Source organism: Microvirga yunnanensis (assembly GCF_025460875.1).
The window spans coordinates 18,155-31,802 of sequence record NZ_JAMXFI010000031.1 but is presented as its reverse complement, the minus strand read 5'-3'; the positions used below and the strand labels follow the sequence as shown (position 1 = coordinate 31,802).

The window sequence follows — 13,648 nt, the reverse complement described above, 5'->3', positions numbered from 1 at the left end:
CGGCATGAGTGCGTTGGTTTGGCATGGCCAAACCTCTTGTTTCCAAAGCTCTAATTGCCACCTGATTAGATGGCGGGGCTTGCGGCTGTGACGCGATCGGGACGGCAGCCGTTCAGGAACAGGCTCGCGCACATCTTGGCACGTGCCGCGATCTCCTCTTCATCAGGAGCGCGGCGTTGGCCCAGCATCACGGCACGCTGCGGCTCCATGGCTATCATGCCGCGCAGCATGTCAGCCGCGACACCAGGATCCTCGAGCGCGATCAGGCCCCGGTCGCATTGCCGCCGCAGCCAGCCCTCTATGGCCTCCCGGGTGCGCCGGAAGGCGCCCTCGTAAAAGGCCGATCCGAGTTCGGGAAAGCGGTCGCTCTCACTGCTGACGAGCCGGGTAATGGCGATGACCTCCTGATCAAGGGTCAACTTGCCGTACGCACCCAGAATGCGCTCGAGCGCCGCCTCAAGCTCAAGGGTTCCGATGACGGCTTCATCGATGGCCAGCATGAAACGGCCAATCCGCTCGGAGCACATGCTTTTGAACAGCTCCGCCTTAGTCGGGATGAGACGGTAGATGGTCTTGGTGGAAACGCCGGCCCGTTGGCCCACGGCCACCATAGTGGTTGAGGCGTAGCCGTTCGTTCGAAATTCCTGCGAAGCGGCCTCGAGGATCAGATGCCGGGTCTCCTCGTCGGAGCGGATGGGCGGGCGTCCACGGGAGCGCCGGGTCTTCTGTGCAATTTCGCCCATGATGGTTTTCCAAATTCTGATTGACATCACCGTTATAGGGTCTATTTTGGAAAACATCAAGTTTCCTAAGTTGGTGCGGACCGGGCTGTCCGGGTCCTCCAAATGGGAAAGGGGTATTTCGATGTCCCAGCAGTCAGCTCCCTTCACGGCTGAAAAGCCCGCGTTGACAGTCCTCAGTCCTCACCCGACCAATCGCGCTCCCGAGCCTGATCCAAGCGCCGCGCCTGTTCAGACGGATCCCATTGGCCGCCCGACAGACGCAAGGCGCCGGCTGCGCGCGCTCCTATTGGCGGGTGCCGGTCTCCTCGCCCTGGCGGGAGCGGCCGACTACGGCTGGCGCTACTGGTCCGTCGGACGCTTCACGGTGTCGACGGACGACGCCTATGTCCGGGCTGACAACACGACGATCGCACCAAAGGTGCCGGGCTATATCGCGGAGGTGCTGGTCAGCGACAACGAGCGCGTTAAGGCCGGCGCGATCCTGGCCCGGATCGACGATCGCGACTATGCCGTGGCGCTGGTGCAGGCCAAAGCCGATCTCGCCGCGGCCCAAGCGACAGTCGACAACAAAGTGGCCGCGCTGGCCGCTCAGCAGTCGCTGATTGACGCGGCACGCGCGACGATCGCCGTCGATCAGGCCAATGCCGCCTTCGCCGAGCAGGACGACCAGCGCTACGCGACTCTCGCGGCTAAGGGTTTCGGGAGCATTCAGAATGCTCAGCAGGCCTCGTCCCGCATCGCGGCCGCCCGTGCAGCAGTTGTGCGCGATGAGGCCGCCCACGCGAATGCGACCCGGCAGACCGATATCCTGAAGGCCGAACTGGCTCAGGCTCAGGCGGCGCTGGCGCGGGACGGAGCGGTGCTCAAGCAGGCCGAGCTGAACCTGTCCTACACCACCATCACCGCGCCGGTCGATGGGGTTGTCGGGAACCGGACGCTGCGGGTCGGCCAGTACGTCCAGGCGGGAACGCAGCTGATGGCCGTGGTGCCGGTCGATGCAACCTATGTCGTCGCCAATTACAAGGAGACGCAGCTGACCGATGTCCGGCCCGGGCAGCCGGTCGCAATCGAAGTCGATACCTTCCCGGGCGCCACGTTCCGCGGGCGTGTGGACAGCATCGCGCCGGCCAGCGGGCAGGAGTTCGCCCTGCTGCCGCCCGACAATGCCACCGGCAACTTCACGAAGGTGGTGCAGCGCATCCCGGTGAAAATCGTTCTCGACACCGGCAGTCCGGTTGCCGGCCAGCTCAGGCCCGGCATGTCGGTCGTGCCCAGCATCGACACCAGGACGCCGGAGCACCGGATGGCATCAGAGCCTGTCATCAGAGGATAGCTTCAAACGCAGGGCGACACACTCGCCGGAGGCAGTTCTATGTCCGACATGACGCTCAACCCCCCGCGCTCCTCATCATCCACCGCGCGCCCAGCAGACAGAGCCAGCCTGACCTCGTGGGTTGCCGTGCTGGCCGGCATGATCGGCGCCTTCATGGCGATCCTGAACATCCAGATCACCAATGCCTCGCTGCTCGACATCGAGGGCGGCATCGGCACCGGCGTGGACAACGGCGCCTGGATCTCGACTTCCTACCTGATCGGCGAGATCGTGGTGATCCCGCTGACGGATTACCTGAGTCGTGTCTTCTCCTTCCGGCGCTATATCATCGCCAATACGATCCTGTTCCCGCTGTTCTCGATCGCCTGCGCCTTCACCCATGACCTCGGCTCGATGATCGTCATGCGAGGGCTTCAGGGCTTCGCCGGCGGCATCCTGATCCCGATGGCCTTCACGATGGTTCTGACCAAGCTGCCGAAGTCGCAGCAGCCGATAGGGCTTGCTCTCTTCGCGCTCTCGGTCACCTTCGCACCGGCAATCGGCCCGACCATCGGCGGCTATCTGACCGAGAACTACGGCTGGCGGACGATCTTCTTCATCAACCTGCCGCCCAGCATCGTCATGGCCGTGGCGCTTGCCCTCACCCTTGAGCGACAGCCGATGCGGCTGTCGCTCCTGAGGGAAGGCGACTGGGCCGGCATCATCACCATGGCCATCGGGCTATCAGCGCTACAGACGGTCCTCGAGGAAGGCAACAAGGATGACTGGTTCGCCTCACCCTTCATCTTCCGGCTCGCTATTGTGGCAGCGGCCTTCCTGTCCGCCTTCGTGGCGATCGAGCTCACGGTCAAGAACCCGCTCGTCAATCTGCGGCTCCTCGCCCGCCGCAACTTTGGCGTCGGCGTTCTCGCACAGGTGCTCATTGGCTTTGCGCTGTTCGGCACCGTGTATATCCTGCCGCAGTATCTCGGCCAGGTGCAGCGCTACAATGCCGAGCAGATCGGCAACGTGCTCGCCTGGACGGGACTGCCGCAGCTCCTGCTGATTCCGCTCCTGCCGCTTCTCATGAAGCGCTACGAGCCTCGCTCCATCGCGTTCGTCGGGCTTAGCTTGTTCGCCGTGAGCTGCTTCATGAACACGACGCTGTCACCCGACACGGCCGGTGACCAGCTATGGGTGCCGAACATCGTGCGGGCGATCGGCCAGGCTCTGGTGCTGACACCGATCAGCGCGATTACCACGGCCGGCATTGCTCCGAGTGAAGCCGGTGCGGCCTCGGGCCTGTCGAACATGCTGCGCAACCTCGGCGGCGCGGTCGGAACCGCTACCCTTGGCACGATCCTGACCAAGCGCGAGCAGTTCCACTCGAACATCATCGGCCAGTCGGTGACGCTCTATCGTGAGGAGGTGCGTCAGAGGATCGCCGATCTGACGCATTACTTCGCGTCGCATGGTATCTCCGATTCCGCTGCGGCGCAGCACAAGGCGCTTGCAGCCCTCGGCTCCACCGTGCGGCGGCAGGCCCTGATCCTGGGCTTCAGCGACACCTACGCCGTTCTCGGCGTTCTGCTGGCGATAGCCGCCCTGACCTTGCTGTTCACTCGCAAGGTGAAGGGCACCAGCGATGCGGGCGTCGCTCATTGAGGACGATCACGATGAATACGTTTCTTGCAGAAATCATTGAGGCTCACGGCGGTCTCGACCGCTGGAGGTCCCTCACCCAAGGGGAGGCGACGATCGTGACGGGCGGGGGGCTCTGGGGCCTCAAGGGCCTGATCCAGGATCCGAACCCGCGCCGCATGACCGTGTCTCTTGATCAGGAACGTGCCTCGCTCAAGCCCTTCGGCGACCCTGACTGGCATACGGAATTCACGCTCGAACGGATCGCCATTGTTCGGAGCGATGGCTCGATTGTGAGGGAACGCATGCACCCGAGAGCGTCATTTGCCGGCCATGGCCTCGACGCGCCGTGGGACCCGCTGCACCGGGCCTACTTCAACGGATATGCCATGTGGACCTATCTCACGACCCCGTTCCTGTTCATGATGGAGGGTGTCCGGGTCCAGGAGGTTGAGCCCTGGGCTGAGGGAAGCAGGATCTGGCGCGTTCTGCGGGTGGAGTTTCCGGACTCTATAGCCACGCACAGCCACGTTCAGGACTTCTATTTTGGAGAGGACCTGTCCCTGCGCCGGCATGACTACACGGTCGATGTCGCCGGCGGGTTTGCCGCGGCGCAGATCGTCCACGACTACATCGAGGCCGATGGAATTCGCCTGCCCAGCAAGCGGCGGGCCTATCTGCGCGGGCCCGACCGCAGACCGAACCTGGACGTCCTGCTGGTCTCGATTGATATGAGCGACGTGCGGTTCACCTAGCGCACCGTGCAGAAAAATGGTTCTCCGCGCTCAACGATACGCCATGAACGACGATGAGCACCGGATCGATTCCAAAAGTGGAGGTCACTTTTGAGCCCGAGCCTCGAAGCTGTCATCACACCCCATCAGACACGCTGACAAGGAACAACAATCGGAAACCGATTGCACTGGAGCCGTTCACGCTGGATGGTCGTAACGCCTCATCGCAGTCGCGGCGTTGGTGGGCTCGCGCTGGAATGGGGCACTATCGCGTCCATATTGCCGCAGCACCAGGTTCGCGAGCAGTCCAGTCCAGCCGGTCTGGTGGGCCGCTCCAAGGCCTTGCCCTGTGTCAGCATGGAAATACTCATGGAAGAGCAACAAGTCGCGCCAGTGTGGATCAGTCGAGAATATCCCCTGCGTCCGAAAGATCGGCCGCCGGCCGTCTGGATCCGGCTGAAAGAGATCGATCAGCCGTCGGGTGAGGTGGAGTTCCATATCTTTCAGGGTCTGTACGGTCCCGTCGAAGGCACTCATTGTCAAGCCGTCGCCGAGATAGCGGTGGAACTTGCCAAGTGCTTCGACAAGCAGGTAATTGATCGGGATCCAGATCGGGCCCCGCCAGTTGGAATTGCCGCCGAACAAGCCCAATGTTGACTCGCCGGGCGCATATTCGATCATCGCCTCTCCAATCCCGGGCAGCACGCCCAAGTCACGGTGCTTGGCGTGGACCCGGCTGACGCTCCCGACACCATAGGGTGACAGGAACTCGCTCTCATCGAATATGTGTTGCAAAATCTGTGGCAGCATGGACTCGTCGATCAGAGCCAGGAGATGTTCACCCTTGTCATTCTCGTGCTCGGGGCAGGCGCAGATGAGATTGCCGCGAAACAGCCCGCCTGCGTGCGCGCTCAGCATGGTCCGGAATCGCGGGACGTTCTCAAGCAGCCGCGGTTCGATGACTTCGGTGGCAAAGAGTGGGATCAGCCCCACCAACGAGTACACATCGATGCGATGAGCCGTGCCGTCAGGCGCTACGATCAGATCCTTGAAGAAGCCGGCGCTGGGATCCCACAGTGACGTCCCATGGCTGGCGTGGCCCCGAATGGCATTTGCGATCGCCAGGAACTGATAGTAGCACTGGATCGCAATGTTCTCGTAGTCGGGATCGTCGACCGCAATCTCGAGCGCCATCACAGTCATGTTGAGAGCAAACATCGCCATCCAGCCGGTGGCGTCCGACTGCTTGAGTCGGAATCCACCAGGCAGGGGGCGCGAGCGATCAATGACGCTGATGTTATCGAGGCCGAGAAACCCGCCTTCGAAGACGTTGTGGCCCTCGCTATCCTTGCGATTGATCCACCAGGTGTAGTTCAGCAATAGCTTGTGAAAAACACGGCGAAGAAAGTGCAAGTCGGCCGTGCCGCGCTGGGCGCGCTCGGCGCGAAACACCTCGAGAGCTCCGAGGGCATGCATCGGTGGGTTGACGTCACCGAAAGCCCATTCGTAGGCTGGGATCTGGCCATTCGGGTGCAGATACCGTTCGGATAACAGCAGCTCGATCTGATCCTTAGCGAAACCGATGTCGATGAGGGCGAACGCCATGCAATGGAAGGCGAGATCCCATGCGGCGAACCACGGATACTCCCAGCTGTCCGGCATCGAGATCACATCGCACGCCCTAATGTGCTTCCATGCTGCGTTCCGGCCCCACTTCCGGCTTGCCGGCGGTGGAAATCCGTCACCGTCCAACCAACGCTCCACCTCGTAGTGGTAGAACTGCTTGCACCACACCATGCCAGCCAGCGCCTGCCGCAGGATGAGCATCTCGTCGCGGCGTCGAGCCGGAAGCAGACCATGGTAAAATGCATCGGCCTCCTCGCGCCGGGTTTGGAACACGGCCTCGGAGCTGCAGAATGGCTTGATTAACGGCCTTGCTGACAGCACCAGGTCGATATGTCCGGCTCTGCCGGCAGCGACCTCGATCACCGACCAGGCTGCGAACTTGGTACCGCTTTGATTGGGGTTAACAGCAGCCGCCTCGCCAGCTATGACGCGCCGGTGAAAGGCGTCCTTGACATAGCGTAAGGGAGAGGGCCGCCCCCACAGGCGCTCGGCATTGCTGTCGTTCTCAGTAAACAGCGGCTCCGCAGACCGCCGGCCATACAGCCAGTAGCTGCCGAGCGAAGCGTGCTGCGCCTGCACAGCCCAGGCCGTCCCCCGCGTTGCTGGAGCGGCCTGCAGCACCGGCCGCTCCGCACCGTCGCCCCAGGTCCAGGTGTTGCGGAACCAGAGGGTCGGCAGCAGGTGCAGCACCGCTCGTGCCGGGCCGCAATTGCGCGCCTCGATGCGGATGTGGATCTCGGTCGGGCTTGCCTTGGCGTAGGTTACCTCAACATCCCAGTAGCCGGCCTCGAACACGCCGGAATCGAGGAGCCCGAAGGATGGATCGAGGCGGCTGCGGTGGCGGCTCTCTTCGACGAGGCGGGCATAGGGATACGCCTCCTGCGGATATTTGTAGAGGTAGCGAAGCCAGCTGTGGCTCGGCGTTGCATCGAGATAAAAATAGAATTCCTTGACGTCCTCGCCGCGATTGCCCTGGTTCCCGGTGAGACCGAAGGCGCGCTCCTTCAGGATCGGATCGCGACCGTTCCACAAGGCCAGCGCAAAACAGAGCCGCTGCTGCTGGTCGCAGAGCCCGCCCAGGCCGTCTTCGCTCCAGCGGTAGGCGCGGGAGCGTGCCTGATCATGATCAAAATCCTCCCAGGCGGTGCCGTAGGGACTGTAGTCCTCCCGCACGGTGCCCCAGGCCCGCTCGGACAGATAGGGACCCCAAAGGCGCCAGTTCTCACGTCCGGCGCGTTGCGCGGCCAGGCGCTGCCGCTCTGCCTGTGCCAGGCCGGTTGTCCTGTTCATTGTGGCCCTCCCCGCTCTTCTTTCATGGCGGTGCCGCGCGCCGGGCGCGTTCGAGCCGCCACCACGCCTCCAGCACGCACGCGACCGACCAGGCCTGGGCTGGTGCGCCGCGCGGCCTATGGGGCGAATCCCCGTCGAAAATCTCGCTGATCGTGCCGAGCCCGGCGTCGAGCAGGTGATCTGCCACGACCGACAGCCGCTCCTGCGCCCGCGCGGCATCGCCATGCACCCGGTACTCAGCAAGCGCGAAATGGCCGAGCAGCCATGCCCAGGCCGGCCCTTGATGATACGAGCCATCGCGCTCCCGAACACCGCCTTCGTAGGTCCCGATGTAGTCCGGATGGTCGGGAGCGAGCGAACGCAGCCCGTAGGAGGTCAGCAGATCGCGGGCACAGCGCGCCACCACGCTCGCTTGCGCCTCCGCGGGTAAGGGACTGTGTGGCAGGCTCACGGCCAGGATCTGGTTCGGGCGCACCGTGAGATTGTCTCCGTCGGGACCATCAATGACATCGGCCAGGCTCCCATCCTCGCCGGAGCGGACGAACCGCTGGAAGCCTCGACTGGCGCGCTCGGCCATCGCCGCATAGTCTTCGCCCGGCTTTCCCAACATTCGGGCAAAGCCGTCCATGATGCAGAGCGCGTTGTACCACAGGGCATTGATCTCGACCGGCTTGCCAATCCGCGGCGTCACGACCCAGTCGCCGATCTTGGCGTCCATCCAGGTCAGTTGGACGCCGCGCTCCCCCGCCCGCAACAGGCTGTCGGCCGGATCCATGGCGATGCCGTAGCGCGTGCCGCGACGGTACCATTCGATGATCCCGGTGAGACCATGGAACGTGCGCTCCAGGCTGGCCTGATCGCCGGTCGTCTCGACATAGGCGCGCCATGCCTCGATGTACCAGAGAGCCGCATCGACGCTGTTGTAGCTCGGCTGTGCGCTGGTGTCCGGGACCACATTGGGCAACATGCCTTGGTCAAGGAATCGGCCGAAGCTCTCGAGGATGCGCTTGGCGTCGTCAAACCGTCCGGTGGCCAGCGTCAGGCCGGTGAGACTGATCATGGTGTCACGGCCCCACTCGTCGAACCAGGGATAACCGGCGACCACTGAGAAGCCATCCGGCCCACCCGGTAGCAGTCGTGCAATGACGAAAGCGTCAGCCGCGAGAATGAGCTGCGCGACCCACTCAGGCGGGCCATCGAACACCGGGTCGTGCTTGGCTGCCTGCTCCAAAAGCGCACCGTCCCGCGCCCGACGCCGCGCCAGGGCGGCTTCGATGTCTTCGGAAGCGTCAGCGCTCAGACTGGCAACCAGTCCCACCCACCGGACCGGCACGAGGGCGAGCTCCGCTTCCGCGACACACAGGTGGTGGTCACGGTCGTTCAGGCCGCGTTCGCGCTCGATCGGCAGGTCGAAGTTTTCCACCCAATGCCGCTGTGGATGCACGGTGCCGCCCGGCACCTGGAGATGGAGAGTGAAGCTGTCGGCGCGCACCTGCAGCCTGCTCGGGGCCGCCGTGACCTGTGGGTCGAAGCGCCCAAGCTGCGTATCACTATGGTGGTTGCGGTCATTGACGAGCAACCGAACCCGCAAGGCCAGCGGCCCCTGCCCTGCCGAATGTTCAGGTATCAGCCGGTAGGCGAGATAAGTTGTCGGGGCACCGTGCTCCATCCAGATCAGCGCCTCAAGGCAGTGCGCTCCCAACCGATAACGCCAGACGGGGATGCTGCCGGCCAGGGTAAAGGATTCGATGAAGACGTGCCCAGCCGGGGAAATTGTGCCACCGGCCCAGCGGTTGGTGAACAGCGGCCAAGTCTGCGAGCTGTCATGGAGCGTCGCGTCAGCCTTGGCCAGCACCAGCGTACGGCCGAATGGTGGTGCGAGGGGGGTAACGAGCAAGGCATGATAGCGGCGGGTCAGGCTGCCAGCGATCGTTCCAGCCGCGTAGGCGCCGAGACCATTGGCCAGCCACCATTCTCGCCGCTCAGCCTGCGCTAGGTCGCCGGTCATCGCCCGGCCGAACCGAATGAAGTGGGGCAGGCGTCGCGCCGGACAGAGGTCTCTCCCAGCGGAATCCGGACAATCTGCGCCTCGGTTCATGCCGAGCCACCGTGCAATAGGTGGGGAGACTCGTCGGGACCATCCTGGATTGGTGCCGTCATGGCGGCCTCTCTTTCTCAGGTGCGGAAACCTGGCGTGCACACGAGTATACAGCCTCTTACCATCCGGGAGTGAGAGCACCGGTCGGATGAGCCGCACGCCCCGCTCGGAGAACATGCGCTTAAGATCGCAATAGTTGATTGCGAACTGAAGATACCAGCGTACGGCCCACAGGATAATCTCTGCCGTGAATTATTGATCCTTCAATGGGTTCTTCTTGCCTGCGTTCACCACGAGCTCCTCTCACCGCCCTCACCCTCTTAGCCAGGGCAGGAAAATCGTCAAAGCTGAAACAGAACCACCCCAGGCACCGAGGTGCCGGGTGTCCCGTCGCTGCCCTGCGCTGTGACCGTAAAGCGATCGGCGCCAAGGGAGCGGGTCCAAGGATCCGCGCGTCACTACCCGATGCGTCAGCATCCTGAGCAGATGCCCTTCATGACCTCGCGATCGATTGTCCTGGTCCGTTCATCCATCTGCCGGATTGCGGTCACATCGTTGCGCGAGAAACCCCTGGACGGGTTCGGCACCGTAGTCTAGTCAAGCGTCCGGTCGAGCTCAGCGCCAGATGGGATCTGGATCTCCCTGGAGGGCGGGCGCGGCCGCTCCCGGTCCCGCGCCGGGGCCGGACCCGCGGTGATGAGCGATCCAAGGATCACAAGCCACAAATACCGCTGCATTGTCGTCACTCACAAATCACACGATCGCATTCGTGGCCTAGGTCTGGCCCCTGGGCTCTGTGGCCACGTATCCTTCGGGCGGCGCCAAACAAACCTCAGGCTCTCGCCCTGACGCGTCCGCGGGGCATCCCATTCGGCTTTCTGGTTCGACCTGTCACTCCGCCGTCCAGCCCCCGTCCATGGAAAGGTTCGTGCCGGTGATCTGGCTGGCCGCATCCGAGCACAGGAAGGCTGCGAGCGCTCCCACCTGTTCCACCGTCACGAACTGCTTCGTGGGCTGAGCCTCCAACAGGACATCATTGATGACCTGCTCCTTGGTCAGCCCGCGCGCCTTCATGGTGTCCGAGATCTGCTTCTCGACGAGCGGGGTCCAGACATAACCGGGGCTGATGCAGTTGACCGTGATGCCGTCTGTGGCCACTTCGAGCGCCACCGTCTTGGTGAGGCCGGCAATGCCGTGCTTGGCCGCCACATAGGCCGACTTGAACGGCGAGGCTACAAGCGAATGAGCGGACGCCATATTGATGATGCGGCCCCACTTGCGTGCCTTCATGCCCGGCACCGCGGCGCGGATGGCGTGAAAGGCCGAGGACAGGTTGATCGCGATGATCTGGTTCCATTTTTCGATCGGGAACTCCTCCACCGGCGAGACGAACTGGATGCCCGCATTGTTGACGAGGATATCGATAGCTCCGAAGGCTTCCTCAGCCCCTCGGATCATGTCGGCGATCTGATCCGGCTTCGTCATGTCGGCGGGCGAGTAGAGCGCCTTCACACCGAATTCGGCCTCGAGGCCGGCGCGTTCCTTCTCGACGTCCTGTGGCTCGCCGAAGCCGTTGATCAGCACGTTGGTGCCTTCCTTTGCAAAGGCCCGGGCGATGGCGAGCCCGATTCCACTGGTCGAGCCGGTCACAACGGCGGATTTGGAACGAAGCATCATCGAAGCCTCCTTGTTGCTGGGTCTAATCGTTCAATTCAAAGCGCTCGTCTTGAGCGCCAAGCTCTGTCAAAGCAATCCTGAACTTGTCGGTACGTCTCAACCATCCTCTGGTACCCGCAAGGACAAGCCATTGGGAGTGACCAAGACCAGGCAGTAGAACTCAATCAGGCACGTCAGCCCAGCGATACTCCCCTGGACGAAGGGCGCTACCGGGTGAGACCTCATTCTACAATTTCGTAGTGTCTCTCTTTCCAGTGAGACGGCTCGGATGGTGCCAGATAGTCATGCGCGACCTTGCCGAGCCCGAGTGTCAGGTCGGCCACGAGGTGGATCGCTGAGACCACCTCCAATACCGGCAGCTCCGCGACCGGTGCCAACGCATGCGACCAAAGGTTCAGGGATGCCGGACCTGTCCAAGCCCCTTTCAGGTCGATACCCTCAAGGTAATATTCGACTAGCTCGCAGATGCGTGGCGTTCCGTCGACATGCGGGATGATCTTGAGCAGGAAGTTGGGTTCGCGAAGCGAGGCCATGACGCTTCCGAAATCGGCAGTCCGATGCTTGTAGCCCATTGTGGCGGTCGCAATGCGAACCGGTCCATAATCAAGCGTGCCGACCAAGGCATCAACCTCGGTGCGTAGGGTGGGGTTCGCAAGCTTCTTGGGAAAGCCCCACAATTCACGCCCGCCCGCAATGGGCGGATGGTCATTGAGGAACATGCAGTGGTTGTAGCTGCCCTTGCGGCCGCGGAACGAGACGGGGATGACCTGTCCGCTTTCAGTGTAGTCGCCAAAGCCGGTCGAGTCCGGCATGCGGATGAACTCGAACTTTACCAGCGGCTCGTCGACCTGGAGCGGCTCGGGGACAAGTTCCCGCAGCTTCTGCGGGTCGGTCCGGTAGGTGATGATGAGATATTCCCGGTTGCGAAAGCGATAGGGTCCGATCGGAAAGGCCGGGCCGGAGCTCGGCGACGGCCTCGCGATCCGTATGGGCGCCCTGAAGGAAGCGGCAGTTGCGTCCGAGCACCTCCTCTTCCGTGTAGCCGGTGAGATCCTGGAAGGCACGGTTGGCGAAGACGATGGGGTTGTCCGGTAGGTTGGGATCCGTGAGGATCATCGGCATCCGGGTCATCTCGATGGCCGCGAAGAACACGCTGCCGCGTTCGCCAAGACCGGGCTTGGAGATCGTCGCCTGCTGCCAGTGGTGGATGCCTGGACCGCCCGTGGGATTGTAGGAGACGTTCTCGTGCTCGCCCGCAGCGGGAAGTCCGATGCTCTGCCCGTCGCCCTGCACATCGACGGATAGCGGATCGCCGTCCGGCTGTCGGGACTCGTCACTCTGGTTCATGGATGGCATATCGCCTTGAGACAAACATAAGGAAGCGCGAACTGGCCCAGACTCGGGCGCTCCCGTCCACGAACCGCGATAGCTATGGCGGACCGGATTGGTTTCAACCGCAGTTGATCGCAGCTACCCGGTCGCTGCCGCCTGGCGCAGGCGGCTGGCCCGCAGGCGCTCCTCAAAGGCGGCATGGCGCAGGTGCCGGGCAGCGGCCCGCAAGCGTGCTGCCTGTTCTGCCGCGCCCTGTTCGGCCAGCCACGCGGCCTTGCGTTCGAGAGTCGCAATGGCGCGTTCCCGCGCCATGACCCAGTGGTCGAGGCTTTCGGCATGGGCGAGGAACTCCGACTGGCGGCAGACCCGGATCATCGGCGCACCGGGCATGATTCACGCGAGCAGCCTACCCTGCCTGAAAATTACGTCATTAGGGAGGTCGTGCCCTGCCCGCGCCGCATGTCGATTGCGGCACTGGTGCCTCAAGCAGAACGTGATCCGCAGGCTGGACGAGCGCCACTAGGAGCGGTGCGCGCCCCACGTCCGGCAGTTCGAGGCCGTGGAGAAGCGCATCCGGGCGCTCGCCGCCTGAGCGGCCGGAACCGATCCGCGCCCGCGCGACGGCCTACGGGCCATTAAGGTAGGCTGCCTGCTGCGGCAGGGATGGATGGATCTAGTCACGCTGGCAGGGGAACCGCCAATCGACTTTCACGCGATTCAAACCCAAGGAGGTGCGGAACCGACATGCGGCGGCTTTTGCCACCAGATGGTCAGCAAATGGCTGACTGACCGGAGATCACGCCTGAGAGCGCCGCGCCGAAGTTCCGATCGCCTTCCGGAGTTCGCCGATAAGGCGGGCGGGCAGCACAGGCTTGGAGAGCGCGATCAGGTCGGGATGTCGGTGGCGGATGTCCTCCGGAAGGATGCCGCCAGTGTAGACCACGGTCGGAATGCCCCGTGCGCTTAGGGCCTCCAGGACGGGCGTTACCGGGCCGTCGGCGAGGTTCACATCCAGCACGGCAGCGTCCAGCATGGCGACGTCCCTGATGAGCTGGCGCGCCTCGCGCACGCTGGAGGCCGGTCCGACGGGCACCCCCTCTGCATCAGTGAGCATTGCGCTGATGCCCATCGCGATGAGTGCCTCATCCTCGACCACGAGCACACGGAATCCTGCCAGCATCAAGCTTTATCCTTT

General features: G+C 63.3%; 10 protein-coding genes and 1 pseudogene. 3 read left to right on the top strand and 8 right to left on the bottom strand.

The annotated features are described in order from the left end of the window. Nucleotides 1-65 precede the first annotated feature (65 nt). Nucleotides 66-743 (bottom strand): TetR/AcrR family transcriptional regulator, encoded by a 678-nt coding sequence (locus NF876_RS16815; protein ID WP_262269930.1) that lies wholly within the window; start codon nucleotides 741-743, stop codon nucleotides 66-68. Nucleotides 744-864: 121 nt separating this feature from the next. Here NF876_RS16815 and NF876_RS16810 point away from each other — a divergent pair, with 121 nt between their 5' ends. From NF876_RS16810 to NF876_RS16800, 3 genes are read left to right on the top strand one after another with little or no spacing between them, the layout of a single operon-like run. Then, the gene (locus tag NF876_RS16810; RefSeq protein ID WP_262269929.1) at nucleotides 865-2,076 is read left to right on the top strand and encodes an HlyD family secretion protein; all 1,212 of its coding nucleotides are present in this window, start codon (nucleotides 865-867) and stop codon (nucleotides 2,074-2,076) included. A gap of 39 nt (nucleotides 2,077-2,115) precedes the next feature. Continuing rightward, nucleotides 2,116-3,720 (top strand): DHA2 family efflux MFS transporter permease subunit, encoded by a 1,605-nt coding sequence (locus tag NF876_RS16805; RefSeq protein ID WP_262269928.1) that lies wholly within the window; start codon nucleotides 2,116-2,118, stop codon nucleotides 3,718-3,720. Nucleotides 3,721-3,731: 11 nt separating this feature from the next. Continuing rightward, on the top strand, nucleotides 3,732-4,451 hold the full coding sequence (locus NF876_RS16800; protein WP_262269927.1) for a PH domain-containing protein: 720 nt from the start codon (nucleotides 3,732-3,734) through the stop codon (nucleotides 4,449-4,451). A 177-nt stretch (nucleotides 4,452-4,628) separates the two neighbouring features. Here the strand turns inward: NF876_RS16800 and NF876_RS16795 are convergent, their stop codons facing one another. The 7 genes and pseudogenes from NF876_RS16795 to NF876_RS16765 form a co-directional block, all read right to left on the bottom strand. Next, complete coding sequence (locus tag NF876_RS16795; RefSeq protein WP_262269926.1) at nucleotides 4,629-7,346, bottom strand: MGH1-like glycoside hydrolase domain-containing protein; 2,718 nt, start codon at nucleotides 7,344-7,346, stop codon at nucleotides 4,629-4,631. 22 nt (nucleotides 7,347-7,368) lie between these two features. Continuing rightward, nucleotides 7,369-9,354, bottom strand: coding sequence for an amylo-alpha-1,6-glucosidase (locus tag NF876_RS16790; protein ID WP_262269925.1), 1,986 nt, complete (start codon nucleotides 9,352-9,354; stop codon nucleotides 7,369-7,371). Between the two features lie 981 nt (nucleotides 9,355-10,335). Continuing rightward, nucleotides 10,336-11,121: a 3-hydroxybutyrate dehydrogenase gene (locus tag NF876_RS16785; protein ID WP_262269924.1), complete on the bottom strand. Its 786-nt coding sequence runs from the start codon at nucleotides 11,119-11,121 to the stop codon at nucleotides 10,336-10,338. Nucleotides 11,122-11,342: 221 nt separating this feature from the next. Beyond that, nucleotides 11,343-12,110 (bottom strand): acetoacetate decarboxylase, encoded by a 768-nt coding sequence (locus tag NF876_RS16780; RefSeq protein ID WP_262269966.1) that lies wholly within the window; start codon nucleotides 12,108-12,110, stop codon nucleotides 11,343-11,345. After that, nucleotides 12,109-12,468 (bottom strand): annotated as a pseudogene (locus NF876_RS16775) (PAS domain-containing protein); the annotation flags it as partial. The gene NF876_RS16780 and the pseudogene NF876_RS16775, both read right to left, overlap by 2 nt. Nucleotides 12,469-12,591: 123 nt before the next feature. After that, on the bottom strand, nucleotides 12,592-12,843 hold the full coding sequence (locus NF876_RS16770; protein WP_262269923.1) for a hypothetical protein: 252 nt from the start codon (nucleotides 12,841-12,843) through the stop codon (nucleotides 12,592-12,594). Between the two features lie 406 nt (nucleotides 12,844-13,249). After that, the gene (locus tag NF876_RS16765; protein ID WP_262269922.1) at nucleotides 13,250-13,633 is read right to left on the bottom strand and encodes a response regulator; all 384 of its coding nucleotides are present in this window, start codon (nucleotides 13,631-13,633) and stop codon (nucleotides 13,250-13,252) included. Between the last annotated feature and the right edge of the window lie 15 nt (nucleotides 13,634-13,648).

Bases quoted from the DNA above. Each gene is read 5' to 3' on its own strand.
- NF876_RS16815 (WP_262269930.1), bottom strand. From the start codon at position 743: ATGGGCGAAATTGCACAGAAGACCCGGCGCTCCCGTGGACGCCCGCCC.
- NF876_RS16810 (WP_262269929.1), top strand. From the start codon at position 865: ATGTCCCAGCAGTCAGCTCCCTTCACGGCTGAAAAGCCCGCGTTGACA.
- NF876_RS16805 (WP_262269928.1), top strand. From the start codon at position 2,116: ATGTCCGACATGACGCTCAACCCCCCGCGCTCCTCATCATCCACCGCG.
- NF876_RS16800 (WP_262269927.1), top strand. From the start codon at position 3,732: ATGAATACGTTTCTTGCAGAAATCATTGAGGCTCACGGCGGTCTCGAC.
- NF876_RS16795 (WP_262269926.1), bottom strand. From the start codon at position 7,346: ATGAACAGGACAACCGGCCTGGCACAGGCAGAGCGGCAGCGCCTGGCC.
- NF876_RS16790 (WP_262269925.1), bottom strand. From the start codon at position 9,354: ATGACCGGCGACCTAGCGCAGGCTGAGCGGCGAGAATGGTGGCTGGCC.
- NF876_RS16785 (WP_262269924.1), bottom strand. From the start codon at position 11,121: ATGATGCTTCGTTCCAAATCCGCCGTTGTGACCGGCTCGACCAGTGGA.
- NF876_RS16770 (WP_262269923.1), bottom strand. From the start codon at position 12,843: ATGCCCGGTGCGCCGATGATCCGGGTCTGCCGCCAGTCGGAGTTCCTC.
- NF876_RS16765 (WP_262269922.1), bottom strand. From the start codon at position 13,633: ATGCTGGCAGGATTCCGTGTGCTCGTGGTCGAGGATGAGGCACTCATC.